This window comes from Solimonas soli DSM 21787, assembly GCF_000474945.1.
GTDB lineage: Bacteria > Pseudomonadota > Gammaproteobacteria > Nevskiales > Nevskiaceae > Solimonas > Solimonas soli.
Genome location: NZ_KI440840.1, coordinates 51,542 through 76,637, shown reverse-complemented (window position 1 = coordinate 76,637; position 25,096 = coordinate 51,542). Strand labels below are relative to the sequence as shown.

Annotated in this window: 26 protein-coding genes; 2 read left to right on the top strand and 24 right to left on the bottom strand. The window is 62.0% G+C overall.

Going from position 1 to position 25,096, the window contains the following annotated elements; all coding sequences use genetic code 11:
• The 14 genes from K344_RS0119250 to K344_RS0119190 form a co-directional block, all read right to left on the bottom strand.
• A partial coding sequence (locus K344_RS0119250) for an acetaldehyde dehydrogenase (acetylating) (RefSeq protein ID WP_028082046.1) occupies window positions 1-763 on the bottom strand: 763 nt, incomplete at its 3' end.
• 18 nt (window positions 764-781) lie between these two features.
• The gene (dmpH, locus tag K344_RS0119245; RefSeq protein WP_028082045.1) at window positions 782-1,573 is read right to left on the bottom strand and encodes a 2-oxo-3-hexenedioate decarboxylase; all 792 of its coding nucleotides are present in this window, start codon (window positions 1,571-1,573) and stop codon (window positions 782-784) included.
• 11 nt (window positions 1,574-1,584) lie between these two features.
• On the bottom strand, window positions 1,585-2,367 hold the full coding sequence (gene dmpE / locus K344_RS0119240) for a 2-oxopent-4-enoate hydratase (RefSeq protein ID WP_028082044.1): 783 nt from the start codon (window positions 2,365-2,367) through the stop codon (window positions 1,585-1,587).
• The gene (locus tag K344_RS0119235) at window positions 2,364-3,233 is read right to left on the bottom strand and encodes an alpha/beta fold hydrolase (RefSeq protein ID WP_028082043.1); all 870 of its coding nucleotides are present in this window, start codon (window positions 3,231-3,233) and stop codon (window positions 2,364-2,366) included. The genes dmpE and K344_RS0119235 overlap by 4 nt, the downstream gene beginning before the upstream one ends.
• Window positions 3,211-4,731, bottom strand: a complete 1,521-nt coding sequence (locus K344_RS0119230) for a 2-hydroxymuconic semialdehyde dehydrogenase (protein WP_084197638.1) — start codon at window positions 4,729-4,731, stop codon at window positions 3,211-3,213. Before K344_RS0119230 ends, K344_RS0119235 begins: the two co-directional genes overlap by 23 nt.
• Before the next feature lie 5 nt (window positions 4,732-4,736).
• The gene (locus K344_RS0119225) at window positions 4,737-5,177 is read right to left on the bottom strand and encodes a GlcG/HbpS family heme-binding protein (protein WP_028082041.1); all 441 of its coding nucleotides are present in this window, start codon (window positions 5,175-5,177) and stop codon (window positions 4,737-4,739) included.
• On the bottom strand, window positions 5,177-6,109 hold the full coding sequence (locus K344_RS0119220) for a catechol 2,3-dioxygenase (RefSeq protein ID WP_028082040.1): 933 nt from the start codon (window positions 6,107-6,109) through the stop codon (window positions 5,177-5,179). Before K344_RS0119220 ends, K344_RS0119225 begins: the two co-directional genes overlap by 1 nt.
• 9 nt (window positions 6,110-6,118) lie before the next feature.
• The gene (locus tag K344_RS23725; RefSeq protein ID WP_084197637.1) at window positions 6,119-6,529 is read right to left on the bottom strand and encodes a 2Fe-2S iron-sulfur cluster binding domain-containing protein; all 411 of its coding nucleotides are present in this window, start codon (window positions 6,527-6,529) and stop codon (window positions 6,119-6,121) included.
• A 35-nt stretch (window positions 6,530-6,564) separates the two neighbouring features.
• Entirely contained in the window at window positions 6,565-7,626 is a 1,062-nt protein-coding gene (locus K344_RS0119215) for an NADH:ubiquinone reductase (Na(+)-transporting) subunit F (RefSeq protein ID WP_028082039.1), read from the bottom strand.
• A 9-nt stretch (window positions 7,627-7,635) separates the two neighbouring features.
• A complete protein-coding gene (locus tag K344_RS0119210; RefSeq protein WP_028082038.1) occupies window positions 7,636-7,998 on the bottom strand; it encodes a phenol hydroxylase subunit P4 in 363 nt (120 codons plus the stop codon).
• A 26-nt stretch (window positions 7,999-8,024) separates the two neighbouring features.
• Window positions 8,025-9,623: an aromatic/alkene/methane monooxygenase hydroxylase/oxygenase subunit alpha gene (locus K344_RS0119205; protein ID WP_028082037.1), complete on the bottom strand. Its 1,599-nt coding sequence runs from the start codon at window positions 9,621-9,623 to the stop codon at window positions 8,025-8,027.
• A 14-nt stretch (window positions 9,624-9,637) separates the two neighbouring features.
• The gene (locus K344_RS0119200; protein ID WP_051362434.1) at window positions 9,638-9,943 is read right to left on the bottom strand and encodes an MmoB/DmpM family protein; all 306 of its coding nucleotides are present in this window, start codon (window positions 9,941-9,943) and stop codon (window positions 9,638-9,640) included.
• Window positions 9,940-10,938, bottom strand: coding sequence for an aromatic/alkene monooxygenase hydroxylase subunit beta (locus K344_RS0119195; protein WP_028082035.1), 999 nt, complete (start codon window positions 10,936-10,938; stop codon window positions 9,940-9,942). Before K344_RS0119195 ends, K344_RS0119200 begins: the two co-directional genes overlap by 4 nt.
• Before the next feature lie 21 nt (window positions 10,939-10,959).
• Window positions 10,960-11,229 carry a phenol hydroxylase subunit gene (locus K344_RS0119190; RefSeq protein ID WP_084197636.1) on the bottom strand — a complete coding sequence of 90 codons (270 nt, stop codon included), beginning with the start codon at window positions 11,227-11,229 and terminating at the stop codon, window positions 10,960-10,962.
• A gap of 628 nt (window positions 11,230-11,857) precedes the next feature.
• Here K344_RS0119190 and K344_RS0119185 point away from each other — a divergent pair.
• Complete coding sequence (locus K344_RS0119185) at window positions 11,858-13,669, top strand: sigma-54-dependent Fis family transcriptional regulator (protein ID WP_084197635.1); 1,812 nt, start codon at window positions 11,858-11,860, stop codon at window positions 13,667-13,669.
• A 37-nt stretch (window positions 13,670-13,706) separates the two neighbouring features.
• Here the strand turns inward: K344_RS0119185 and K344_RS0119180 are convergent, their stop codons facing one another.
• The 4 genes from K344_RS0119180 to styA form a co-directional block, all read right to left on the bottom strand.
• On the bottom strand, window positions 13,707-14,741 hold the full coding sequence (locus K344_RS0119180) for a helix-turn-helix domain-containing protein (protein ID WP_084197634.1): 1,035 nt from the start codon (window positions 14,739-14,741) through the stop codon (window positions 13,707-13,709).
• Between the two features lie 129 nt (window positions 14,742-14,870).
• Window positions 14,871-15,386 carry a styrene-oxide isomerase StyC gene (styC, locus tag K344_RS0119170; protein WP_028082031.1) on the bottom strand — a complete coding sequence of 172 codons (516 nt, stop codon included), beginning with the start codon at window positions 15,384-15,386 and terminating at the stop codon, window positions 14,871-14,873.
• A 59-nt stretch (window positions 15,387-15,445) separates the two neighbouring features.
• Window positions 15,446-15,961: a styrene monooxygenase NADH-dependent flavin reductase subunit StyB gene (gene styB, locus K344_RS0119165; protein ID WP_051362433.1), complete on the bottom strand. Its 516-nt coding sequence runs from the start codon at window positions 15,959-15,961 to the stop codon at window positions 15,446-15,448.
• Window positions 15,962-16,036: 75 nt separating this feature from the next.
• Window positions 16,037-17,341: a styrene monooxygenase subunit StyA gene (styA, locus tag K344_RS22620; protein WP_051362432.1), complete on the bottom strand. Its 1,305-nt coding sequence runs from the start codon at window positions 17,339-17,341 to the stop codon at window positions 16,037-16,039.
• 115 nt (window positions 17,342-17,456) lie between these two features.
• Here styA and K344_RS0119155 point away from each other — a divergent pair, with 115 nt between their 5' ends.
• Window positions 17,457-18,344 carry a LysR family transcriptional regulator gene (locus tag K344_RS0119155; protein ID WP_028082029.1) on the top strand — a complete coding sequence of 296 codons (888 nt, stop codon included), beginning with the start codon at window positions 17,457-17,459 and terminating at the stop codon, window positions 18,342-18,344.
• Between the two features lie 8 nt (window positions 18,345-18,352).
• Here the strand turns inward: K344_RS0119155 and K344_RS0119150 are convergent, their stop codons facing one another.
• From K344_RS0119150 to K344_RS0119125, 6 genes are all read right to left on the bottom strand, one after another.
• Window positions 18,353-19,840: an aldehyde dehydrogenase family protein gene (locus tag K344_RS0119150; protein WP_051362431.1), complete on the bottom strand. Its 1,488-nt coding sequence runs from the start codon at window positions 19,838-19,840 to the stop codon at window positions 18,353-18,355.
• A gap of 107 nt (window positions 19,841-19,947) precedes the next feature.
• Window positions 19,948-21,156, bottom strand: a complete 1,209-nt coding sequence (gene pcaF / locus K344_RS0119145; protein ID WP_028082027.1) for a 3-oxoadipyl-CoA thiolase — start codon at window positions 21,154-21,156, stop codon at window positions 19,948-19,950.
• Window positions 21,157-21,162: 6 nt separating this feature from the next.
• The gene (gene paaK / locus K344_RS0119140; protein ID WP_028082026.1) at window positions 21,163-22,509 is read right to left on the bottom strand and encodes a phenylacetate--CoA ligase PaaK; all 1,347 of its coding nucleotides are present in this window, start codon (window positions 22,507-22,509) and stop codon (window positions 21,163-21,165) included.
• Window positions 22,510-22,646: 137 nt separating this feature from the next.
• Window positions 22,647-23,090 (bottom strand): hydroxyphenylacetyl-CoA thioesterase PaaI, encoded by a 444-nt coding sequence (paaI, locus tag K344_RS0119135; protein ID WP_028082025.1) that lies wholly within the window; start codon window positions 23,088-23,090, stop codon window positions 22,647-22,649.
• Window positions 23,087-23,575 (bottom strand): acyl-CoA thioesterase, encoded by a 489-nt coding sequence (locus K344_RS0119130; RefSeq protein WP_028082024.1) that lies wholly within the window; start codon window positions 23,573-23,575, stop codon window positions 23,087-23,089. The genes paaI and K344_RS0119130 overlap by 4 nt, the downstream gene beginning before the upstream one ends.
• On the bottom strand, window positions 23,562-25,094 hold the full coding sequence (locus K344_RS0119125; RefSeq protein WP_028082023.1) for a 3-hydroxyacyl-CoA dehydrogenase: 1,533 nt from the start codon (window positions 25,092-25,094) through the stop codon (window positions 23,562-23,564). Before K344_RS0119125 ends, K344_RS0119130 begins: the two co-directional genes overlap by 14 nt.
• Window positions 25,095-25,096: the final 2 nt, after the last annotated feature.

The following is a 25,096-nucleotide window of genomic DNA, read 5'->3' as shown; positions in this document are numbered from 1 at the left end:
TCGTCACGCGCTGGCCGTCGAACACCGGGCCGTTGACGAGGCGGTAGCCCGGCACGTATTTCTGCACCTCGGCGAGCATGTCGCGCACCGATTCCTCGATCTCCTTCTGCTTCGGCGCGTCGACCGTCAGGCAGTGGATGGTGTCGCGCATGATCAGCGGCGGCTCGGCCGGATTGATGACGATGATCGCCTTGCCCTCGTCGGCGCCGCCGATCTTCGCCACCGCGCCGGCGGTGGTGCGGGTGAACTCGTCGATGTTCTTGCGCGTGCCGGGCCCGACCGACTTGCTCGACACCGTGGCGACGATCTCGGCGTACTTCACCTTCTGCACGCGCGACACCGCGTAGACCATCGGGATCGTCGCCTGGCCGCCGCAGGTGACCATGTTGACGTTCATCTCGCGTTTTCCGGCGTGCTGCTTGAGGTTGATCGGCGGTACGCAGTACGGGCCGATCGCCGCCGGCGTCAGGTCGATCATCATCACGCCGAGCGCGTTGAGCTTGTCGGAGTTGTCCTTGTGCACGTAGGCGCTGGTCGCGTCGAAGGCGATCTGCACGCCGTCGGCCTTGACGTGCGCGAGCATGCCGTCGACGCCCTGGTCCGTCGTCTTCAGGCCGTGCTCGCGCGCCCGCGCCAGACCTTCCGACGTCGGATCGACGCCGACCATCCACACCGGCTCCAGCACCTTCGAGCGCCGCAGCTTGTAGAGCAGGTCGGTGCCGATGTTGCCGGGCCCGATGATGGCGCATTTGATCTTTGCCACGTGTATTCTCTCTGATCCTTAAATGAAGCGAATGGAAAGGTTTCCGAGTTCCTGGAAACGCACATTGATCGCGTCGCCGGCGGTAACGGGAATAGCTTCCGTGATGCCGCCCGTCATGATGAAGCTGCCTGCAGGAAGCTCTTCGCCGCGAAGCGACAGATGATTCGCGAGCATCGCGACAGCCGCCGCCGGATGGCCCAGAACGGCTGCACCCGCGGCCAGTGCAACAATCTCGCCGTTCTTTTCCAGGACGATGCCCAGCGTCCGCAAATCCAGACCGGCCAGTTCGGAGATGCGCCGTCCGCCGGCAACGAAGCGCGATGCCGAGGTGTTGTCGGCGATGACGCTCTGCAGGTCGAAGCGGAAATTCTGGTAGCGCGAGTCGATCACTTCGACTGCCGGCATCACGAAATCAGTCGCAGCCAGAACACTGCCGATATGGCAGCCGGGTCCGCGCAAAGCCCGCTTGAGAACGAACGCCACCTCGGCTTCAACCTTGGGATGGATGAGCGCCCCCGTATCGACGCTGTCCCCCGCCGGCACTTTCATGTAGTCGAAGAGCAGGCCAAACACCGGCGTGCTGACACCCATCTGCTGCATCTTGGCTCTGGAGGTCAATCCAGCCTTGTAGCCGATGACGCGCTGGCCCCGCGATTCCTTGCGCTGGCGAATCCCGGCCTGAATCGCATAGGCATCATCCCAATCCAGATCGGGATATGCGTCGGTGATCTTGGTGATCGCTTGCGCGCCGAGTTCGGCGGCTTCCAACTGCTCTGCCAGGCTTGCGATGCTCGCCGTATCGAGTCTCATGCGTGCACTCTTCACTTGAACCGTACCGAGCAGCTACCCAAACCGCCGACGCTGCATACCAGACTGTCGCCCGCCACGACGGGAACCAGCGGCGACTGCGAACCGGACAGGATGACTTCTCCCGCCTTCAACGGAATTCCGTAACGCCCCAATGTGTTCGCCAGCCAGGCAACCGCGTTGGCGGGAGAGCCCTGAACCGACGCCCCCGCCGACGTGGAAACGAGCTCGCCGTTCTTCTCGAGCACCATGCCGGCGAGCGCGAGATCGAGCTCGTGCGGGCGACGCGCCTGGCCGCCCAGCACAAAAACACCGCACGAAGCGTTGTCGGCGACGGTGTCCTGGATCTTGATCTTCCAGTCCTTGATGCGCGAATCGACGATCTCGAAACAGGGCAGCACGAAATCGGTCGCGCGCAGCACGTCATCGGCGGTGATACCAGGGCCGACGAGATCGCTGTGCAGGATGAAGGCGATTTCGGCTTCGGCGCGCGGCGCGATCAGGCGGTCCACCAGCACCGGTTCGCCCTCGTTGAACACCATCGCCGACAGCAGATGGCCGAAATCGGGCTGGAACACGCCCAGCATCTGTTGCACGGCCTTGCTCGTGACGCCGATCTTTTTGCCGACGACGGATTCACCTGCCTGCAGCCGTTGCTCAATCATGCGGAGCTGGATGCCGTAGGCATCGTCGATCGTCAGCTCCGGATGCGTATCGGTGAGCGGTGCGATAGGCGTGCGCGACTCCAGCGCCTGATGAAGGAGATCACCCAGATTGCGGATGAGATCGGGCATCATGGCTTTTCGTTCTCGTTGATGAAATCGCCGACCAGACGCGTAAAGCGTGCGGCGTGCTCGATCTGCGTCCAATGTCCGCAACGTCCGAAAACGTGCAGTTGCGAACGCTCGATCCAGCGGTGCAGCAACAGCGCATTGTCGAGCGGGATGACACGGTCGTCCCGGCCGTGCACGATCAGGGTTTCGTTCGGCAGCGCACGGATGGCGGACTCCGCACTGCACAGCGCATCCACCCAACGCTGGCGCGGCGCCGGAAACATGGCGCGGTACGCTTCCTGGACGCCAGGGCGCAGGCTCGCGCGGTAACGCAGCTCGGCGAGCTGGTCGTTGACCAGACCGCGATCGTAAGCGAACAGATCCAGCAAACTGCGCATCGCGGCCAGCGAAGGCTCGTAGCCCCACACGTCGTCCAGGCCCTCGGTGATCTCGAATGGCACGCCGACGCTGCCCATCAGCACCAGACGACGCACGCGCTGAGGCGCGTGGATGGCGAGCGAGAGCGCCAGCGCTCCGCCGAAGGAATTGCCCACCACGTCGCAGCGCTCCACGCCGAGCGCATCGAGCAGGCTGAGGACGTGGCGACGCCAGTTTTCGAGATTGAATTCGAAACCCGCCGGCCGCGGTGTCAGTCCGAAGCCGACGAGATCCGGCGCAACGACGCGCGCCCGCTCGGCAAGGCCCGGCATGACCAGACGCCAGTTGGCGTAGGCGCTCACGCCGGGTCCCGATCCATGCAGCAGCAGGACCGGCGCGCCGCGCCCGAGGTCGTGAACGTTGGTCGGGATCCCGCCCGCGTCCACCAACCGTCCCGCCTCCGGATCCGCCGGGGGCTGCGCGAGCCGCTTAGTAGAGCTTGACGCAGACATTGCGCAGGTCCGTGTAGAACTCAAGGGAATGCACGCCGCCTTCGCGGCCGATGCCGGACTGCTTGCTGCCGCCGAACGGCGTGCGCAGGTCGCGCAGGAACCAGCTGTTGATCCAGCACAGGCCGACTTCGATGCGCTTGGCCAGGCGATGCGCTCGCGACAGGTTCGTGGTCCATACCGTCGTGCACAGGCCGTACTGCGTGTCATTGGCGCGCGCCACCGCCTCGTCCTCGGTATCGAACGGCGCGATGTGGCAGCACGGCCCGAAAATCTCCTCCCGGATCACTGCAGAGGTTTCGGGCAGGCCCGTCCAGATGGTCGGCTGCACCCATGAACCATTGCTCAACGCCGCCGGCATCTCCGGCACGCCGCCGCCGGTGACCACGGTCGCGCCTTCCGCACGCGCCTTCTCGTAGTACGAGAGTACCTTGCTGCGGTGTTCTAGACTGATCAACGGACCGATGCCGGTCTCCTTGTCCTGCGGAATGCCGGGCTTCATCGCTTCGGCCTTCGCCTTGAGTGCGGTGACAAAGCGCTCGAAAATCGGGCGCTCGACATACACGCGCTCCGTGCCGAGACAGACCTGGCCGCAGTTCGAGAATGCGGCGCGCGCAATGCCGTCTACCGCGGCATCGAAATCGGCATCGGCGAATACGATGCCCGCGTTCTTGCCGCCGAGCTCGAACGAAACCGGCCGCAGGCCGTTCGAGGCCGCCTTCATGATCGCGCTACCCGTCCGCGTCTCGCCGGTGAAGGTGATGGCATTAATCCCGGGATGCGAAGTGAGGAACTCGCCGGCCGAGTCGGGCCCGAATCCGTGCACGACGTTGTAGACGCCGGGGGGAATGCCGACCTTGTTCATCACCTCGCCCAGCAGTGTCGCCGTGCCAGGCGTTTCCTCCGACGGCTTGACGATGACGGTGTTGCCGCAGGCAAGCGCCGGCCCGACCTTCCAGGTCATCAGCAGCAACGGGAGGTTCCAAGGAGAAACCACCGCGACGACACCGCGCGGGACGCGCAGCGCATAGTTCAAAGCGGTGCCGCCGTCGGGCGTATTCATTTCGAACGTCTCGGCCGGCACGTTCCTGATGATGTCAGCGAAGATCTTGAAATTGGCCGCGCCACGCGGAATGTCGAGATGCGAGGCGAGGCTCACCGGCTTGCCGGTATCCGCCACTTCAGCAGAGAGGAAGTCGTCGAAACGACGATTGATCTCGTCCGCGACGGCGTAGAGCAAATCCACGCGCTGCACGACGGTCAGCTTTCCCCAGGGCCCTTCGAGCGCCGCACGCGCGGCGGCGACCGCTGCGTCCACTTCAGGCTGGCCGCCTTCGGCCACCTTGCCGATCAGCGAACCATCGACCGGACTGCGATTCTCGAACGTCCTGCCGTCGCGCGAAGCGACGAAGAACCCGTTGATGAAGTGCGGGAACTGCACGGCGGCATCGCCACGTGCGGAGAAGGCTTGAGGCAGCCGAGTGGAAAGATCATTAGCCATTTTCTTCAACCATGTTCCGAGTCGGCGCCGACGGCCTCGCAGCCGGCCAGCGCGCAAAGCCCGTCCTGTTCTTCACTGGCACCGGAAACCCCGATGCCTCCTATCAATGCCCCCGAGAGTCGCAATGGAAAACCTCCGCCAAATCCGACGAAACGCGGACGACGCGACAGACCGTCGCGCACGGCCGCGGAGTGTTCTCGGAGCACGCCATCCCATGCGCTCGTCGGCAGGCCAAAGCCTGCGGCCGTGTATGCCTTGTCGATCGACACGTCGATGGAATGCAGGAATGCGCCGGGCATGCGCAGAAATCCCGAGAGGTTGCCGCTGCTATCGACCACCGCGACGTTCACGCGCACGCCCAACTCTTCGGCGCACCGCGCCGCCGCCACCACCGCGGCGGCGGCTGCCTCCCAGTGGATCACCTGCTGTTCGACCGCAATGCGCATCAGGTGTAAACCGTCAGGAACGCATCGTTGATCTTGCGATCATGGTAGAAAATCGCCGGTCCGAGATTGTCATCGGTCCAAGTGATCGTCGGCTTGTCCGGATAGTAGATGTAGCCACCGGAGAAAACTTCGTTGCGGTTCCCGGAAGGATCGAAAAAGTAAATGGTCGCGCCGCGCGTAATGCCGTGACGCGTGGGCCCGATGTCGATCGAGACTTTGTTCCTCGATAGGGTATCCGCCGCCCGGAGAATCTCGTGCTCGTTGTCGAGCTGGAACGAAGCATGGTGGAACTTGTTCTTGACCGGCTGACGGATGAAAGCCACGTCGTGCGCCTTGTTCGAGCAAGTCAGGAATGCACCGATCATCAGCTTGTCCGGACCGGCGAGCACCTGTTCGGCGAGAGAGAACCCAAGGACATCGATGAACAGCTTGACCGTACCGTCAAGATCGTCGCCGTAAAGCAGGCAGTGGTCGAAACGCGAGGGCGCCAGACCGTGCAGCCCATCCGGCAAGGGATCGGGATTGGTGTAGCCGGCGGAACAGCCGACGATATCCTTGTGCGCATACAGCTCCATCACATGCCCCGTGGGAATGGTGAAACGGAACCGCTCGCCCGTGGCCGGGTGCTCCCCGGCGGGAATCCACGCGAAATCCGTCGCCAGACCGGACTTCTCGACATCGGCCGCCAGGCGTTTCAGCTCCGCTTCCGAAGCGACGCGCCAGCCCATGTAATCCATACCGGCTTCATCGGCCTCGCGCAGCACCACGCTGTGGTGATCGGCCTCGTCCCAAGCCTTCAGGAATACGCGACCGCTCGCATCACGTGCGATTTCTGTCAAGCCGATCACGCCGACGTAATGCTTCAGCGCTGCTTCCAGGTCCAGTACACGTATGGCAACGTGCCCAGGCCGCAATACTCCAGTCAGTGCCATCTCTCTCTCCTATTTCGTATCCGTGTCCGTTCCTCGCGGAACGCTTCCATCGTTTGCTTGGCGTGTGACAGAGGTCACCGCGCGCAGCATCTTTCCAATCACCTGCAATTCGAGATCCGTCTGCGGATAAAGCCGGCAGGCCAGTACATAACCGTGCGTCTCCTCTTCGTGCGTGACGTGGGCCCTGCTCATGCGCCCGGTGCGGAAGTGGCCGTTCAGCACGCGGACCTTGCAGACGCCGCAACCGCCACCCCGACAGCCCACGGGAATACCCTTGCGCCCAAGCTGTTCCATTCCCGCAAGAACACTCTGTTCATCGGTACAGCGCACCGTCTCACCGGTATCACGAATCAGAACCCGGCAGACTTTCCCGGTCTCTGCCACCTCGATGGAATCGCCGCCAGAACTGCCGGACTCCATGCGATATAGAGGTTTCGGATCGACGCAGGGATCCATCACAGAGCCTTGAACAGTGGGCTGCGTGCAGTGGCGCCGGCGTCCGCGCTGGTCAGGAACTTCTCGGTGAAGATGTCGCGCTCGAACAGGCGGCCCTGCATCAGCGTGCGAATGCAGGCTTCGATCATGGGCGGCGGACCGCAGAGGTAAGCGCGCTGCCCGCGGAAATCATTGGCGAAGCGCTGCGCGGCGGCTTCATGGACGAAGCCGCGAAAACCGTCCCATCCGCAATTTTCGGTAGGTTCCGAAAGCGCAGGCAGATACTCGAACTGGGCATGCTTTGCGGCCAGTTCGCGGAACAGAGAATCGTAGTAAAGCTCGGCGCGATTGCGTGCGCCATAGATCAGCGTGATCGGACGAGTGTCCCCCTCCTCCAGCAAATCGAGAATCATGGACTTTGGACTCGACAGCCCGGAACCACCGGCCATGAACAGCAATGACCGGGGATCGGACTTGCGCACGAAGAATCGGCCGTAGGGCCCCGTGATACGCAGCGGTTCGCCGCAACGCAATTGCTCATGCAGGAACGCCGTGCCTTTCCCGCCCGGCACGCGACGCACGTTCAGTTCGATCTCGTTGCGATCATGCGGAGACTGCGCGAGCGAGAACGCGCGCGGACGCGACTCGCCCGGGATATGCACATTCACATACTGGCCGGCCTGAAAAGCCATGCCATCACCATCGAGAGCCAGATGGATGCCCTTGATCGTCGGGGTCAAATCGACGATACGCCGCACCACGCCCGAAAAATCGGCAATCGGGATGTGGCGCGCATCCGGATCCTCGTCAACCTCGGCCTCGATGACCACGTCCGACAGCGCCTGCGCGCAGCAGGCCAGGCACTTGCGTTCCTCGCGCTCGAAATCCATCAACGCGAAGGACGATACCTGACCGAGATCGACCTCGCCGTCCACGACCTGCACTTTGCAGGTGCCGCAGAGACCATGACCGCAGGCGTGCGGCAACCACACTCCGGCGCGCAGGCAGGCGTCGAGCAGGCTCTGCCCCTCACTCGCCTCGACGGTCTGCCCCAAAGGCTCAATTGTGATCTGATAGCTCACCGGCGTTTCTCAGCTGCAGCTGCCCTGGATTCCGGCAAGACCGGGCGTGCGGAAGCGCACGATCGCCTTGTGGCCGAGTCCGTTGTCGAGCACGCTCGCCGCGAAGTCCGGATCGAACGGCTGGCCGGAGCGGAACCACTGCACCTTGTCCCAGTCGATGAGGCCCACGTCCGGGTGCTCCGCATAAAGGTTCGGAATGATTTCCTTCGGCAGAGCGCCGAATGGGGTCTGGGGATCAACCGGAATGCACAGGGGAGCGCAATACATCAGATGGTCCTCCCACCCGATGTAGAGCAGCTGCTTGCCATGGAATTTTTCCTGGCGGTCAAGCATTTCCCCGCGATAGTCGGGAACGGCGGCGATGACGGACATGAACGGTTTTCCAGTGCGTGATCGGTTCAGGCGGCCTTGCCGACCTCTTCTTCCTCGACCGGAGCGCCGGGACGCCCGGTCCACTGCTCCCAATTGCGGCGGTCCGGCGAATCCGCGTAATCACCGTTGTCGTGGCCGACATTCAGGTTGTAGTAGCGCAGCACTTCGGCGAGCGGGTTGAAGCCCGGCGCGGTCGGATCGGCGTCCGGCAGGAAACAGTTGCCCTGATAGATCTGGTGCACCGGCAGCCAGGCCTGCACGTACTTTTCCGGCTCGTCGCAGAAGATGTCCTTGCAGCCGTCCGAGCAGAAATGGAATTTCTCGCCCCGGTATTCGGTTTCCCGGTAACAGATCTTGGTCGGGTCGTCGGGCTCGGTGAAGATCATTGGAATCTGGCAGGTCTGGCACAGCATGGGCAGCGTCGGGTTGTAGAAGCGCTTGCCCTGCTGCTGCCGTTCGCGCCAGAACTCGAAGCGCGGACGGTAATAGCGATCGAAAGTTTCCGGATATTTCTCCGACAACCAGTTCATCTCCTGGCTTGACGGCACCCAGGTGTGGAAGTCGGTGGCGGCGGTGTAGTTGTAGAAGGTAGCCCAGGCTTCGTGCGACAGACGGTTCTTTTCTTTGGTCGCAACCTCGTGGTACTTCGGCATGCGGATGCCGTAGCGCTCCAGGTCTCTGAACAGAGATCCGCCGTTTTGCTCGAAATAGATTTCCCAGGCTTCGGCCCATGACATCACGCGCTTGGGCAGCATGTAATCCATCATCATCGCCACCAGCGTCAGCAGGCGATAGCCGCGCCAGAACCACTTGTCGAGCCACTTCTGCACGATCGGCACATTGTCCGGATCCTGCTCGAGGATAAACTTGACCACCTCCAGGCCCAGCGTCATGTGGCGCGACTCGTCCGACTGCGCGGAGAATCCGAAAGTCACCGTGGCCATGTCGCCGTTGAACGCTGCGCCGGACATGAACGGCATGAATAGAAGATTGGTCAGCACGTACTCGAACGAGAACGAGATGGCGGTGATGAACTCGAACGGACCGGCGCTCATTGCATCGTCGAAGTACGACTTCGGCACGGACAGGTACCAGACCCGATCGTGCATGTGTTTGAAGTCGTGCAGGCCGTTGAAGAACTTGTTGTAGTGGCTGATCGTATGAATTTGCGTCTGCACGTGGCGCAGCTCATCGATCGCCTGCATCTGGCAGGCGACGCGCGGCCCGACGCCACGGAAAGCACGGCCGGCGATCGCGAATCCGCGATGTGCCGCGTACTCGAGCGGGCTCACGCCCGTCAGGAACAGTTTGAGCGTGTTGATGTAGCGCGCGTCGGTGACGTTGAACTGCCCGTTGTTTTGCTGGAAGGCGTCGATGATCGCGTAGAGCTTCCGCTCCTTTTCTCCCTGGTATTTCCAGTACGCGTCCATCGTGAGGCGGAACGGATCTTCCCAACCTTCCCAGTTGTGAATCTTGATTCCCTCGAAATGGTCGTGAGGAAAAATCTTGTCCACCGACTGATAGCTCGGCTGCCAACCGAGGTCGCGCGTCATCAACGCGTAGTTCTCTTTCAGGCTCAGCTTGCGCGGCGCCTTGGCGATGTTGCTGCTCTTGTTCGTGGTCATGGGTATCCGACGGCTTATGCCGTCCTCCAGTGCAGTACGAATTCGTCGTCCGATTCGTCGATGTTTCCGCTGAGAGAAATCAGGTGCAGTTGCAGTTCGCGAAGATCGAAGGCCCGGCCCAATCTTTCCTCGATCGACTCGCGACGCACGACGATGCGTCCCGGTGCGTCGATCTTGACCATTGCCGGAAAGGCGTTGACTTTCGCATGCGGGTTATCGGCCTCGATGGCGTCGATGATCCGGCGTGATTCGTCGTTGGTTTGCAGCGCGATGAAGACAATCGGCGTCTGCGCATAACCTTCGGCCTGGCTGGCGCTCATGCGCGTACTCCGATTTTCTCGGAGCGGACCCGCAGTTCCGCCACGAGCGTTTCAAGAATGGCGGCTCCATCGCCGCCGAGGATGCGTGGCGCCAGCGGCTTCAGCGCTTCGACAGCGGCCTGCGTCCAGCGCGCAACCCATTCGCCAAGCAGGGCGGCGTTGTGCTCGGATTCGGCTGCAGCGACCTTGAGCGTCGCATCGACCCAGCGGCGGGTTTCGTCGAACCAGCTGCTCATGAAGTTCGTGAGCATCGACAAGGTTGGCCCGTATTCGGCTCCGAAGCGTGCGTCGAAATGCTGGTACGCGAGCGGGTACAGCAGGCCGTCGAGCACGAAGTTCTGCGCGACGAACAACTCGAACCAGTCTTCGATCACCAGCGAGTTCTCGACGTAACGGCGCAATTCCTGCCAGTCCGCCTCCTCCATCCAGACACGCTTTGCCCCCGCCAAGGAGTCGCCTGAATTGCCGTCGAGCAGCAGGCCAATGCGGCTGAGGTATTGCGCGATGCCGAGACGGTCCATCGTGTGGTACATCGTCGCCTGCGTGATCGCCGTACCCCAGCCCAGCGCGGTGATCTGGCAGTTGTTCATGTTCGCCGCCCATTCCACATGGCGCAGCGGCAGCAACCGTTCCGTCAGGCTCGCGTGCGCTTCCGCAGGAAGGGTACGCAACAGACCGCGCGTTTCCACGAACGCGGTATTTTTTTCCATCGTCTCCTGCTGCCGGCTGCGCGCGATCGTGTAAGTGCCGTAGTAGTACTGCCGCGGATCGGTGAACGCATACCAATCTCGCATGACGATGCGCGTGCGATTCTTGTCGTACAGCTCATGGCGCGGATCCCACAATGGCCGATAGTGGAAATTAACCTCCGGCTGCAAATCGAACGTTGCTTCCTGGTAACGCGATGCCGGCCTGTCGCCGCCCAACCTGCGTGCCACGTTCGAGAACGTGTGGCGCAGTTGCGTAACGGAAGTGGTCTTGATGTCAACTTGCACGCACTTTCTCCTCTCGCTTTTTCATTCTTTCAATCCGGGCGCTCCGAAGCGCCATTTGGATTTGTCGTTATCGATCGTCGCGCCTTGGTCACGCGTCAGATAGATCACCTTCTGGGAACGGCAGAATTCTTTGTATTGCTCAAGCGGCATCGACAGCTCGACACCCAGTTCTGGATCGCCGATCGAAAAGGTGAAGTCGACATAACCATCGGCCCGAAGCTCGCGGAAGCGCACGTAGCGTCGGTTGACGTCAAATGCCGGCTTTGGCATCGGCAGCTGGTGAAGCGACACACTTTCTCCTCGTGATTCTTGAATGCGCGGTTTGCAAACCGCCGCCGCTCGACGAACCCATTGATCGCTGCGGTCTGTGCCCGCCTAGTTGCAGCAGCCGTGCCAACGTAGCCGTTTCACACCTGTTGTCGCGCCGCACAAAAGTCTTTTTTATGAATAAAAATAATTAGTTAAATAATTTATATGGCATGTCGAACCTCGTTTCCCGTCGACGAAAGTCACCCAGAAAACTTCACGAGGTGATGAAAATTGGACGTATTGGAGAAACGGTTTTGATGATTTGCGAAGGCTCACCACGAGCCTGCGGTGACGCCCATCCAGCATGGAACCGTCCGATCAAAGGCATCGCCCCGGTTCGAATTCCTGTCGGCACATCAAGTCGCCCTCGGGGTCCAGGAAACCTCTATGGTTTTCTCATTTGATAAATTCCATTCGCATTTTTTTTATGATCTAATCAATTCAGCGGGTCAGTTCTTATTCATCGTTTCCCCAACTTGTTGGTTTTCTTCAAGTACGCACGAGCTAGTGGCGACAATGGCATAGGTTCTGCTTTGCGGTAATAAAACGCGGAGGCATCCAGAGATTCCTCCCGAAAAACCAGAGCGAATGCTCGGAGGAGAAGCAACCGATGACGCCTACCATAGCCGTGGACGGTACAGCCGTGCCGCAAGGCTTGCATCCCAACGTTACGGTGGACCGTGTGCGCTATCCGGATATCGCCGATCTGATCTCGCGCCTGCATTTCTCGCCCGAAGACGGTCATATCTGGCTGCACGACCAGCGCATGCTGCTGCTGCACGCCAGCGCCATGGGTGTATTGCGACGGGAATTGATAGAGAGCTTGGGTCTGGATAGCGCGCGCGGACTGCTCACGCGCATCGGTTACAACTCCGGGGCACACGATGCCGAGCTCGCGCGCCGGGTGCGTCCTACCGCAAAACTCACCGACATGTTCGTGGTCGGCCCACAATTGCATATGCTGGAAGGCATGGTCGCCGTGGAGCCGGTGCGCCTCGAAATGGACGTCGAGCGGGGCCATTACTACGGCGAGTTCCTATGGACGAACTCCTCGGAGGACGAGGAGCATGTTCGTATCTATGGCATTGGGGCCGAGGCAGCATGCTGGATGCAGATCGGCTACGCATCCGGATATACGAGCGTTTTCATGGGACGCCCGGTCCTTTATCGCGAAGTCGAATGCCGGGCATTGGGCGACAATCGTTGCCGCATCATCGGAAAGCCGGCAGATGCCTGGGGAGAGGAGGCTGACGACGACCATCGCTTCTTTCAGGCCCAAGCCTTCACCCAGGGCATCTTCGGTGCGGGGCGCAGCCGCCTTGGAGAAACCGCGGATGCACGCTCTGCGTCCCCCTTCAAAGACGACAAGGTCGTCGGCGTATCAGCCGGTTTCAATGCGGTATGCCATATGGTCAAGCGGGTCGCGCCAACGCAGGCGACCGTCCTGTTCCTCGGCGAAAGCGGCGTCGGAAAAGAGGTCTTTGCGCAGACTCTGCACCGCATCAGCGCGAGAGCGAACGGCCCCTTCATTGCCGTAAATTGCGCGGCCATTCCGGAGTCGCTCGTGGAAGCCGAGTTGTTTGGCGTGGAGCGCGGCGCTTACACCGGCGCCAATCAGACCCGACCGGGCCGCTTCGAACGCGCCGACGGCGGCACCTTGTTCCTCGATGAAATCGGCATCCTCAGCAGCACCGCGCAGGGCAAGCTATTGCGCGCCCTGCAGGAAGGTGAAATCGAACGCGTCGGCGGCACACAGGCGCGCCACGTCGATGTCAGGGTGGTCGCCGCCACCAATCTGGATCTTCGGGAGGAATCCCGTGCGGGCCGGTTCCGTGAAGACCTTTTCTATCGGCTCAATGTTTTTCCCGTGACGATTCCCCCTCTGCGCGAACGGCGTGAGGACATACCGGTACTGATGAACCATTTCCTCCATAGATTCTCTTCGCGCCACGGTCGGCGGGTCACCGGATTCACCGAACGTGCGATCAGCGCCATGCTCAGCTACAGCTGGCCTGGCAACATCCGCGAAATGCAGAACATGATCGAGCGGGCGGTGATTCTTGCACCGGAAGATGGGGCCGTGGACATCGGGCATATTTTCTCGAACACCGAGAAAACAAAAGCCAATATCTTTGGATTGGGAAGCAGCGGCATGCTGGCGTCCTCCGAAAGCCTCGACCGCTTACAAACGCTCGATGGCGAAGACTGCATTCGCGAACGAGTGTCCCGAAAGATCAGCGCACTGTTGGGCGGCAACTGCGACGACAACGATCCGACATCGCTCGATGAAATAGAAACTGCGCTGATCACAAGTGCGGTGACTCGCGCAGGCGGCAATCTATCGGCAGCCGCCCGGATGCTTGGCATTACGCGGCCCCAACTCGCTTATCGCCTCAAGAGCAGAGGATTGCGTGAACAATAATTGGAACTCCAGTAAAGAAATCTAAAGCGCGAACAAGTCACGAAGACCATCCAGCTTGCGGCGGACGCCGTCCTACTGCCTGCGTTCGCGACTTCATGCGGTACTCGCTCGGCGTTACGCCGTACTGCGCCTTGAACAATCGGCTGAAGGTCGCGTAATCGCCGAAGCCGTGGTCGAAGGCGATGTCCGTGATCTTGCGGTTTTTCTGCGCAGGATCGCTCAGCGTGTCCATGCAGCGCTGCAGCCGTATGTCATGGATCATCTTGCCCGGCGTGAGTTTGTATTCCTTGAACAGCATGTAGAGCGAACGCCGCGACATGCACAGCGCCTCGGCCAGGCCGTCGGCATCGAGATTCGGATCGCCGATATGCTCGAGAATGTGCTGCTGCGCCTTGTTCAGACGGGGGTGCAATGAACCCGAGCCCCCGGCCGCCATGGCAGAGCGGTGCATCGACGACGTCAGCATGAGCTGGATCGCCTGCGAAACGGTGGCGCCCGCATCCGCCACGAAGGTCTGCGGAACCCCCGTCAGTGCCAGAAGCGCACCGAGCGCCGCCCGCATGGCGCCCGTTTCCGCGAGTTGGGAACCGCACAGGCGCTGACTGATCGTTTCCCAGCCGGGGAGCGCCACGTAGGGCAGCATCAGCACCGCGAAGTGGGCCTTGTCGGACAGCTGTATGCGATAAGGTCGCGCGGTGTCGCAGACCGTGGCCTGTCCTGGCAGCACGAGCACTTGGCGCTGATCCTGCTCGAGGTGCATCTGGCCGGCCATCTGCCACATCACCTTGATGAAGCCCTCTTCTGATCTCTCGGCGAGGCGCTTGGTGCGGATGACTTCGCACGAGCCGGCGCTGATCGTGGTCAACATCCCGTTGCCAAGACGGAACGCACTCACCTCGGCGGAAAACTCGCTGCTCGAGTGATTGCGATGCTCGAGCCACGGATAGTTGTCATGGACAAAATCCTTCCATTTTCCGAAGCCGCGTACGTGCTCCGAATCCGTCGGTCCGATCGTCAAGGGAAACGTTTCCGTGGCGGCTGCTGCCACCGTCGATGAACTGCTCATGGCCATCTTCTCCTCCTCAGCGCACACGCATCTCTTCTTTGCGTGCTTGGCGCTGGGCTATGGGGACGCCGCATTGGGCGTCCCCCTTTTTATTGCCCGCTCCGCTAGCTAGCGTGGGGACCGGCTCGGTTGCTGCTACGCGGAAAATGCGGCCTTGCTGTCGCCCTTTGCCTCGACCGCACGCCTCTTGAGCGCCTGACGACCGATGACGAACAGCGCGACGAGTGCAAGGACACCGAAGAGATAGGCGGGTCCCAGCGCAAGCACGCTGAAGATATTGTTGTCACCCAGCTGGTTCGGGCCGAAGCTCAGCCCGCGGTTTGCCGTGAAGTTGGAGAAGAAATAGAAGCAGACATTCGACCAGCCGTCGGCCACGATGATGAACGCCAGGCGGTTGGCCGTCCTTTGCGTGAAGTCCAGCATGGGCAGCACGAAAGCCACCGCGATGACCATCATGCCGTTGAGCGCCGGCCCGACATGGGCGCGCGCCCATCCCTCCGGCGTTCCCGGAATCTGGAAGTGAATGATGTAGCCGGGAATGAGTTCGAAACCACCAATCAAGTTCATCCACAAGAACACGCCGAATAGAAGCGTGCTGAAGATCATCAGGATTCCGTGGCCCGACATGCGCCGCTGCAAGTTGTTTTCCATCTTCAATTCCTCCTCAAGAACTCGATCTCTTTGATCAGCTAGCCAACATCAACCGAACACTACCCATACCGCCGCTCTGCAACGCTAATCCGGCGGTGATAGCGGTCGGCGTAGAACATCAAAGGGCGCCCTTCCAGTACGTCGCACTGCGTGACCTTGGCCACGAACAACGTCTGGTCATGAATCTGGATGCGCTCGACGATTTCGCATTCGAACCACGCCAGACACTGACGTAGCGTCAGCGTCCGGGACCTCACGATGAAGTCAGGAACGAACGACTCCTGCGGCGTTCCGCTGAAATGCGCCAAATAGCCCTGCTGGCTCTCATTGAGAATGCTCGCACCGAACCTGCCGCTGCGGGTGATCGCCCGATGTGCCTTGCCTGGTCTCATCGAAATCAGGACCGTTGGCGGATCGAGGTTGATGGACGTGAAGCTTTTGGCGACCATGCCATGGACCCGGCCGTCTTCATCCTCGCAAGCGATGATCGCGATGCCCGTCGCGAAACGCGAAACCGTCTTGCGGAAATGCAAGGGGTCCACGCTGCCTGCCATCGGGTTCTCAAGATCGTCCATGTCGCCCCCGCTCTCCTGTGGCGCGCACCGCAATGAATGCATGGCGTATGTCTCGCCGGCGGAACTCAGCGCCCATCACGCTGCCACCCTGGGTTCCTTGCGTGGCTCGTATGGACGGGCCGTCGCAGGGTTGGTGGGTTCATCTGCATGCTTGGCGATCCAGGCTTCCATGCGGGCCGGACTCGCGAAACAATCCCATTGCCGCTCAGGATAGTTGAAGCCATCCGTGAAGGCATCCGCTAAAACGCGGTTCTGGCTGACGGCGAGAACATACTGCTGCAGCTCCGGCGGCATCGCGGCCAGATTGGTCATCATGTAATTGGTCCAACGCATCGCGCCCAGGATGCGATCATTGCGGCGGTTGTCGACATGCTCGACGAAACGTTCGTCGTAGACGTCTTGCTTGACGATCTCTTCGCCGAGGATCACTGCCGCGTGCGAAGCCAGATTCGCGCCTTGACCGAGCACGGGATCCACAAGCGCGTGCACATCACCGAGCGCGACGGCGAGCTTGCCGCCTTCCAGAACCTTGTGCGTCTTGCGCATGGTGGGCGTCACACCACCTTGCATGAGATCGAGAGGACCGTTGGCGAGGTCAAACTCCTTCTCATCGATGCGTTCGGCACAGTCCGGGTAGTGCCTGCGCAGCTTCTGCAACAGCAGATCGAGGAACGCACGCGGGTTCTCTTCGTACTTGGCCTTGGCGAGAATCTCGAGATCACTTCCGACGATGTTCTCGATCACCAGGGCAGTCGCCAGACCATTGAAGGTCCACGTCGGAATTTCGATCATTTCTCCGGCACCCGGAGAGAAGTTCATCGTCACCGCGCGAATCGGGCGCTCCTTGATGCCCTTGAACAAGCCGACGCAGAGCGCGCGCTGCGGACGATCGAAAGGCGAATTCCGCTTGTCATGCTCGAACATCTGGCCGAACGGACCCTTGCCGGTGCAGACCACGACCAGGTCGAATTCAGCGCTGATCTTCGCGACGTCGTTGCCGCGGATTTCGCGGTACTCGATCCTGCCGCCGCGGTTCTCGAAGTCCTCCATCAGTCGCGGCTGGTAGATGCGGTAGTCGACGGCGCGGCTGGGCGCGCGCAGATCGCCAAAGAAGCGCAGCGGATTTCCAGGAATGCCGATGTAGTAGTAGTGGCCGAAATACCCGTATTGCTCTTCGGGCCAGTGGTTGGCTCCCAAGGCCGTTTCGCGCGCATTGGTTACGGCATGATGAGCCACGGTATTGAGCAGGCGCATGCCCGAGTACTCGGCGGGCTTCTTGTCGGTGAAGATCGTGACCTTCACATCGTGCTGCAGCAGATAGAGCCCCAAGTGGAGTCCGGCGGTACCGGCGCCGATGATGCCGATCCTTTTGCTGCTCACCGTCTTCCTCCCTTATTGAGTCAGTACCGCTTTATTGTGGGTCGATTCTGGCCAAGCCCTATTCAATCCGAAACGGCTCATATAGATTAAGAATTATTCAAAAATGGAATGAATCATGGACGCGATCCAGACGTATGCGGCTTTCGTCCGTGCCTGCGAATCCGGCAGCTTTTCGGCGGTGGCCCAGGAGCTCGGCATCTCGCAATCGTCCATCAGCAAGCAGATCGCGAATCTGGAGAGCACACTCGGGGTACAGTTGTTTGCCCGGACGACGCGACGGCTGACGCCGACCACCGAGGCACTGCGCCTGTACGAACACGCTCGCCAGTTGCTGGATGCCGTGGAGGAAATCCGCTTCTCCAAGGATCGGCCGGCCGCGGCTGTCGGTATGCTGCGTGTGACGATGCCGCATTCGTTCGGGAGGCGCCGGATCGTTCCTCTGCTCGGCCGCTTCCTCGAGCGGCATCCCCAGGTGCAGCTGGATATCGTGCTCGACGACAATCCGCTCGATCTCGTCGAGGAAGGGATCGAACTGGGCATCCGCCTCGGGCCGCTTGCATCGAGCACGCTGGTCGCTCGTCCTATTGGCATCGCCGAGCAGTATCTGGTGGCTTCATTGGCATACATCGCGCGAGCCGGCACGCCGGAAACGCCCCAGGACCTGGCAAACCACCGTTGCCTACTGAACACTGCCACAAGGCGCTCCAATCGATGGGAATTCGAATCGGAGCACGGCCGATCTGCGGTCGAGATCGCGGGCCAAGCCCAGGCGAATGATCCGGAGGCGCTGTACGACATGGTCCTCGCTGGCTTGGGCATCGCGCTGATTCCTGATTGGCTGCTGGATCGGGATATCGAGGAAGGGCGCGTGCTTTGGCTGCTTCGGGACTACTACCCGACACCGCAGCCCGTGAACATCGTCTATTCCCAAACCCGATTCCCCTCTCAGCGCGCCCGCAGCTTCATCGAGTTCCTTCTCGAGGAGCTGCGCGGCACGCGCTGAGCTGGCTTCTACGGCGCCAGCAGCACCGTGATAACCTTTTCCTCGGTATAGGCCAGCACGCCGGCCAGTCCGCATTCGCGGCCGACGCCGCTGGTCTTCATGCCACCCCAAGGCAGGCGCGCGTCGATCGGCGCCCAACAGTTCACGCCCACCGCACCTGCCTTGACGCCTTTGGCGACGCGGTGTGCACGCGCAACGTTAGACGTCCACACCGTCGCGGCAAGGCCGTAGCGCGAATCATTGGCAATGCGGACGGCGTTTTCCTCGGTATCGAACGGGATCACGGTCGCCACCGGGCCGAAGATTTCGTCACGAGCGATCGACATATCGTTGCTCGCATCGACGAATACGGTGGGCCGCACAAACCATCCACGCGTGTGCTCGGTCGTGCCGCCGGCGAGCAGCTTGGCGCCCTCTTCGACACCTTGCCGGATGTAGCGGTTGACGCGCTCGAACTGTCCCTTCTTGGCGACCGGCCCCATCTGGACACCCTCATCGCCCGGCTGGCCCGTCTTGATGCTCTGCGCGGCGCCGGCGAGCATCGCGGCAAACTTCTCGGCGATCGGGCGCTGCACCAGCACGCGCGTGCCCGCGGCGCAGACCTGGCCCTGATTGAAAAACACGCCCATCGCACAGCCCTGCACCGCAGCTTCGAGGTTGGCATCCTCGAAGACGATCTGCGGGCTCTTGCCACCGAGCTCGAGCGAGATGCGCTTGAACAGCGGACCGGCCGTGCGCTGGATCTCGGCGCCAACTTCCGGGCTGCCGGTGAAGGTGATCTTGTCGACTTGCGGATGAACGCAGAGCGCCTTGCCGACAACGTTGCCGTAGCCGGTCACCACGTTGACGACACCATCCGGAATGCCGGCTTCCTTGCAGAGCCGGGCCAAGTGAAGCGCGGAGTTCGGCGTTTCCTCGGACGGCTTGATGACCACCGTGCAGCCGGCCGCCAGCAACGGACCCACCTTCCACGCCGTGATCATGAATGGCGTGTTCCACGGCGTGATCGCGCCGACCACACCGACCGGCTCGCGCTGGGTGTAAGAGAGCGTCTGCATGCCCATGTAACCGGGCGTGGGGATGGTGCGCCCTTCGATCTTGTCCGCCCAGCCCGCCGATGTGCGGTAGGTCTCGATGGCGTTCGGCAGATCCAGAAGGCGCGGCTCGATCGGCATGCGGCCGATGCAGCCCGCATCCATATCGGCAATCAGCTCCGCATCGCGGGCAATCAGGTCCGCAAGCCGGTTCAGCAGAACGCCGCGCTGCGAACCGCTCAGGCGGCTCCATTCGCCACCGTCTAGCTGGGCACGTGAGACCTTCACCGCAGTATCGACATCCTCGGCCGTACCGCGTGCAGCGACCCCGGTCAATTCTTCGGTCACCGGGCTGAAAAGCTCCATCGTAGCACCGTCCGAGGCATCCACCGCCTTGCCGGCGATAAAGTGCTTCAGATGCACGGCTTGAGGGGCGACTTCATGCGACGCATCGGGGGACATGGCTGGCTCCGTGGGCTGGGAATTTCGATGTTCTCAATCGATTATGAGAAGGGAGCCACTTGGCGCTTTGCAGCCAGTGCAGAGAGTCTGGCCCTGAGTGCAAGCGATCAGATGCGCTCGATGAGCAGCGCCAGCCCCTGTCCGACGCCGATGCACATCGTGCACAGGCCGTAACGGCCGCCGATGCGTTCGAGCTGGGTAACCGCCGCTCCGACGAGACGCGCACCCGATGCCCCCAGTGGATGGCCGATGGCAATGGCGCCACCGTTGGGGTTCACCTGCGGAGCATCGTCGGGCAGGCCGAGCGCGCGCGTCACCGCCAAGCCCTGCGCGGCAAACGCCTCGTTCAGCTCGATGACGTCCATGTCGGCGATCTTCAGGCGTGCTTTCTGCAAAACCCTTTGCGTAGCCGGTGCCGGCGCGAAACCCATGATGCGCGGTTCGATACCGACCGCGGCGCTCGCCACGACGCGCGCACGAGGTCTCAGTCCGTGCTGCTTCACGGCGTCCTCGGAAGCCAGCAGTACGGCACTCGCGCCGTCGTTGACGGGAGAGGCGTTGCCCGCCGTGACCGTACCATCCGGCCGCACGACGCCCTTCAGTCGAGCCAGTGCCTCCAGCGTGGTATCGGGTCGCGGTGGCTCATCGCGCTCCACCTTGCGCGGCTCACCTTTCTTCTGCGCAATCGTGACCGGCGTCAGCTGCCCATCGTAGAAGCCTTCGTCGAAAGCTTTCTTCCAACGTTGCTGGCTGCGCCAGGCGAAGGCGTCCTGCGCCGCCCTTTCGATGTTGAACTGCGCCGCCACGTTTTCGGCCGTTTCGGGCATTGAATCGATGCCGAAGCGCGCCTTGATGAGCGGATTGATGAAGCGCCAGCCAATAGTGGTGTCCTCGATGCGCGCCACGCGCGAGAAGGCCGACTCGGCCTTGCCCATGACGAACGGCGCACGGCTCATGCTCTCGACGCCGCCGGCGATCAGCAGATCAACATCGCCGGCCTTGATGCCTCGCGCGGCCATGATGACCGCGTCCAGACTCGACCCGCAAAGCCGGTTGATCGTGGTGCCCGGCACTTCCTGCGGCAGCCCCGACAGCAGCACGGCCATGCGTGCGACATTGCGGTTGTCCTCGCCGGCCTGATTGGCGCAACCGTAGATCACGTCATCCAGCTGCGCCCAGTCGAGCTGCGGATGGCGATCCATCAGGGCGCGGATCGGCACCGCCGCCAGATCGTCGGTCCGCACCTCGGCCAGTGCCCCGCCGTAGCGTCCGAACGGCGTACGGATGGCATCGCAGATGAAAGCGTCTCGGCTCATGATGCCTCAGGAAAGCGGAACTGGAGTAACGGCCGGGGCCGTGGATTTCGGACGCGAATCGACGACGCGCTTCGCCTTGCCGGCGGAACGCTCGATCGTCTGCGGGGGATGCACCGTCACGGCGACGCTGATGCCGACGTAGGTCTTGACCAGGTGCTTGAGCTTGCCGGAGACATCCTTGGCCCGATCCTGACCGACGGTTCCGGCCGCATCGGACAGTTCGACGGATACCGCCATTTCGTCGAGGTGGCCGGAACGTGTGACTTCGATCAGGTAGTGCGGCGCCAGTTCGGGACACTGGAGGATCAATTCCTCGATCTGCGTCGGGAACACATTGACGCCGCGGATGATGAGCATGTCGTCCGAGCGTCCGGTGATCCTGTCGATGCGGCGCATCGAACGCGCGGTCGGCGGCAGAAGGCGCGTCAGGTCGCGCGTGCGATAGCGGATGACAGGCAACGCTTCCTTGGTCAGGGAAGTGAAGACGAGCTCGCCTTCGGCGCCGTCGGGCAGCACTTCCCCGGTCATCGGATCGATGATCTCCGGATAGAAGTGATCTTCCCAGATCACCGGGCCATCCTTGGTTTCGATGCACTCGCTGGCGACACCCGGCCCCATGACCTCGGAAAGACCGTAGATATCGACGGCGTCGATGCCCGCGCGCGTCTCGATTTCTCGCCGCATCGCATTGGTCCAGGGCTCGGCGCCGAAGATGCCAACACGCAGGCTGCACTCCGCGGGATTCTTCCCTTGACGCCCGAACTCCTCGATGATGTTGAGCATGTAGGACGGCGTGACCATGATGATGTCCGGCTTGAAGTCGCAGATCAGCTGGACCTGCTTCTCGGTCTGCCCGCCCGACATCGGCACCACCGTACAACCTGCGCGTTCCGCACCGTAATGCGCCCCGAGGCCGCCGGTGAAAAGCCCGTAACCGTAGGCAATGTGCACGATATCGCCCGGACCACCGCCGGCGGCACGAATGCTGCGCGCGACGACGTCGGCCCAGTGGTCGATGTCGTTCTTCGTATAGCCGACGACCGTGGGCTTGCCAGTGGTTCCGCTGGACGCGTGAATCCGGATGATCTGCTCGCGCGGCACGGCGAACAGGCCGAAGGGATAGTTGTCGCGCAAATCCTTCTTGGTCAGAAAGGGAAACTGCGCGAGGTCCGCGAGACTCTTCAGATCTTCGGGATGCACGCCGGCCGCGTCGAAACTGCGGCGATAATGCGGCACGTTTTCGTAAGCATGGCGCAGCGACCATTGAAGGCGCTGAAGCTGAAGGGCCTGAATCTCATCGCGGCTGGCTTTTTCGATCGGGTCCGACACTCCCGATTTTTTTGCTGCGGACATGAACGGTTCTCCGATCCGTTGGAACCACGGCCAGACGTGAATGTCGCCGAGCCGCCGCAGCCCCGCATGACGGTGGGTGCAGCCCCGTTCGTAATCTGTGCAATCAACCGCAACGAGCACCTCCGCACCCGGAATCGTCAAGCTTGCCCGTCGGACACAACCTGACCGCCGATGCGGTGCGACTTCCCCCGGAACAGCGCGATCAGTTCGCCTTTCTCATCCGTGACCGAAACGTCGTACACGCCGGTACGCCCCGGCAGCGCCCGCTCCGCCGCGGTGGCGGTCAGCACTTGGCCGACGCGCGCCGGCCTCAGATATTCGATGCTGCAGCCGGCGGCGACCGTCGCGTCGTTGCGGCTGTTGCAGGCGAATGCGAAGCTGCTGTCGGCCAGCGTGAAGATGAATCCACCGTGGCAAGTATGGTGACCATTCAGCATTTCCTGGCGCACCGTCATGCTGACCACAGCCATTCCCGGCCCCACCTCGAGCACCTTCATGCCCAGGAAATTGGAGGCCTGGTCGCGCTCAAACATGGCCGTGATGACTCTGCGCGCCAAATCGGTGTCGATGGACTCCGTCATGCTGCCTCCTTCGTTGCGCGAATCCCGCCGTCGCCGGCGGATATTTTTCGTTGCTGCCGACGCGCTTCGGCTTCGCGGTAGCGGCGACGCTCGTCCTCGGTTTCGATCAACAGGGCGGGCACTTCCGCCGGCTTCTTCCGGTCGTCCATGGCGATCATCGTGAAGTAGCAGGTGTTGGTATGCCGGGAGATACCCGTGAGGATGTGTTCGGCCTCCACGCGAATGCCGACCTCCATCGAGGTCCGTCCGGTGTAGTTGATCGATGCCTTGAAGGTCACCAGATCTCCGACATGGATCGGCTCCTTGAAGAACATCTGATCGACCGACAGGGTCACCACGTACCGTCGGCTGTAGCGGGTGGCGCAGGCATATGCCACGTTGTCCAGCAGTGACAGGATCCTTCCGCCGTGGACATTGCCGCTGAAATTGGCCATATCGGAGGTCATGAGCACCGTCATGATCAGAGACTTCTCAGGCTGGTTCATGGAGCCCTTTGCCTGACTGGCTGCTCTGCCGCAGGCGAGGCGACGCACGGTAGCGTGGCTCGCCGTAGTGCTTCGCCAAATTGTCGAGAATTGCCAGCACCGTGCTGGCCCCCAGACGATCTGCCCACTCCAGTGGCCCTGCGGGATAAGCGACGCCGGCGCGCATCGCCAAGTCCACGTCGGCCGGCGAGCAGACTTGCTGGTGAACTGCGTCGCACGCTTCGTTGGCCAGCATGGCGACGGTCCTCATCACGGCGAGGCCTGGAGAATCTCTCAGGCGGGATACCGACAGGCCGCTGGCCTGGAGCAGGCCTACTGCGTCCCGCCACGCAGCATCGCTGCATTGCTCCGCGGGAGCCGCCGCAATGCGCGTGGCCGTCGCGGGATCGAACACCAGATCGACGACGACGACGTTGGGATTCCCCGTGGCGGCCGCGCGGGCGGTCGCCGTCCGCCCATCGCTCAGATAAATGGTCGTTTCACCAATCGCGGCGACGACACCGTCCTCTGCACCGCGACGCTCGATCGAGGTCAGACCGCGCGCGTGCAGCCGGCCCGCCAGCGCCGCACCCAGCACCGTGCCGCTCCAGATCGCCGGAGCGATCGACAATGCCACCGGCGCTTCCGTGCGCGCGCGTGGCGGCACCGCGTTGGCTCCATAGTCGTAGAAACCGCGACCGGACTTGCGCCCGAGAAACCCTGCCTGGACCCGCTCGAGCTGCAGCAGCGATGGCGAAAATCGCGGATCTCCGTAGTAGCCGTCGAACACCGAACGCGTGACGGCGTAGTTGACGTCGTGACCGATCATGTCCATCAGCTCGAACGGCCCCATGCGAAAACCTCCTGCCTCGCGCATGAGCGCGTCGATCGTGGCGCAATCCGCAACGCCCTCCTGCAGTAGCCTCAAGCCTTCCGCATAGAACGGCCGCGCAACGCGGTTCACGATGAACCCCGGGGTCGAGCGCGTGTGTACCGGTTTCTTGCCCCAGGCTCTGGCGGTGTCGTAGATCCGCTCCGCAATCGCCATTTCGGTGGCCACGCCACTGACGACTTCCACCAACTGCATGACGGGGGCGGGATTAAAGAAATGCATGCCCACGAGCCGTCCGGCATGCTTCAGCGCGGAGCCGATTGCCGTCACCGAAATTGAGGAGGTATTCGTGGCCAGGATGGCGTCGTTGGCGACGATGGACTCCAGATCGGAGAACAGGCGCTTCTTGACGTCGAGGTCTTCGACGACAGCCTCGATCACCAGCGCGCTGGCCTTGAAGGAAGACAAGTCGGTGACCGCCTTCATGGAGGACGCCGCAGCTTCGTATGCCGCTGCCGTCATCCGCCCCTTCTCGACCTGTTTGGCGAGGTTCGCACGAATGGTTTCGATCGCCTTGTCGGCGGCCAGCGGTCGGGTGTCGTGGATCAGGACCGGATGCCCGGCTGCCGCGGCCACTTGTGCGATACCTGCGCCCATGGCGCCGGCTCCGACGACTCCGATCAGGTCGGACGAAGAGAGGGCACTCATTG

Coding starts and splice junctions, on each gene's coding strand:
- paaK (WP_028082026.1), bottom strand. CDS start 22,509: ATGTCCGCAGCAAAAAAATCGGGAGTGTCGGACCCGATCGAAAAAGCC.
- K344_RS0119180 (WP_084197634.1), bottom strand. CDS start 14,741: ATGGCCATGAGCAGTTCATCGACGGTGGCAGCAGCCGCCACGGAAACG.
- K344_RS0119210 (WP_028082038.1), bottom strand. CDS start 7,998: ATGTCCGTCATCGCCGCCGTTCCCGACTATCGCGGGGAAATGCTTGAC.
- K344_RS0119200 (WP_051362434.1), bottom strand. CDS start 9,943: ATGAGCGCCAGCCAGGCCGAAGGTTATGCGCAGACGCCGATTGTCTTC.
- K344_RS0119185 (WP_084197635.1), top strand. CDS start 11,858: ATGACGCCTACCATAGCCGTGGACGGTACAGCCGTGCCGCAAGGCTTG.
- K344_RS0119225 (WP_028082041.1), bottom strand. CDS start 5,177: ATGCGCATTGCGGTCGAACAGCAGGTGATCCACTGGGAGGCAGCCGCC.
- K344_RS23725 (WP_084197637.1), bottom strand. CDS start 6,529: ATGGAGTCCGGCAGTTCTGGCGGCGATTCCATCGAGGTGGCAGAGACC.
- dmpH (WP_028082045.1), bottom strand. CDS start 1,573: ATGAGACTCGATACGGCGAGCATCGCAAGCCTGGCAGAGCAGTTGGAA.
- pcaF (WP_028082027.1), bottom strand. CDS start 21,156: ATGAGCCGAGACGCTTTCATCTGCGATGCCATCCGTACGCCGTTCGGA.
- K344_RS0119205 (WP_028082037.1), bottom strand. CDS start 9,623: ATGACCACGAACAAGAGCAGCAACATCGCCAAGGCGCCGCGCAAGCTG.
- K344_RS0119125 (WP_028082023.1), bottom strand. CDS start 25,094: ATGAGTGCCCTCTCTTCGTCCGACCTGATCGGAGTCGTCGGAGCCGGC.
- styC (WP_028082031.1), bottom strand. CDS start 15,386: ATGGAAAACAACTTGCAGCGGCGCATGTCGGGCCACGGAATCCTGATG.
- K344_RS0119155 (WP_028082029.1), top strand. CDS start 17,457: ATGGACGCGATCCAGACGTATGCGGCTTTCGTCCGTGCCTGCGAATCC.
- K344_RS0119235 (WP_028082043.1), bottom strand. CDS start 3,233: ATGTCTGCGTCAAGCTCTACTAAGCGGCTCGCGCAGCCCCCGGCGGAT.
- K344_RS0119130 (WP_028082024.1), bottom strand. CDS start 23,575: ATGAACCAGCCTGAGAAGTCTCTGATCATGACGGTGCTCATGACCTCC.
- dmpE (WP_028082044.1), bottom strand. CDS start 2,367: ATGATGCCCGATCTCATCCGCAATCTGGGTGATCTCCTTCATCAGGCG.
- paaI (WP_028082025.1), bottom strand. CDS start 23,090: ATGACGGAGTCCATCGACACCGATTTGGCGCGCAGAGTCATCACGGCC.
- styB (WP_051362433.1), bottom strand. CDS start 15,961: ATGGACGATCTTGAGAACCCGATGGCAGGCAGCGTGGACCCCTTGCAT.
- K344_RS0119230 (WP_084197638.1), bottom strand. CDS start 4,731: ATGGCTAATGATCTTTCCACTCGGCTGCCTCAAGCCTTCTCCGCACGT.
- K344_RS0119150 (WP_051362431.1), bottom strand. CDS start 19,840: ATGTCCCCCGATGCGTCGCATGAAGTCGCCCCTCAAGCCGTGCATCTG.
- K344_RS0119220 (WP_028082040.1), bottom strand. CDS start 6,109: ATGGCACTGACTGGAGTATTGCGGCCTGGGCACGTTGCCATACGTGTA.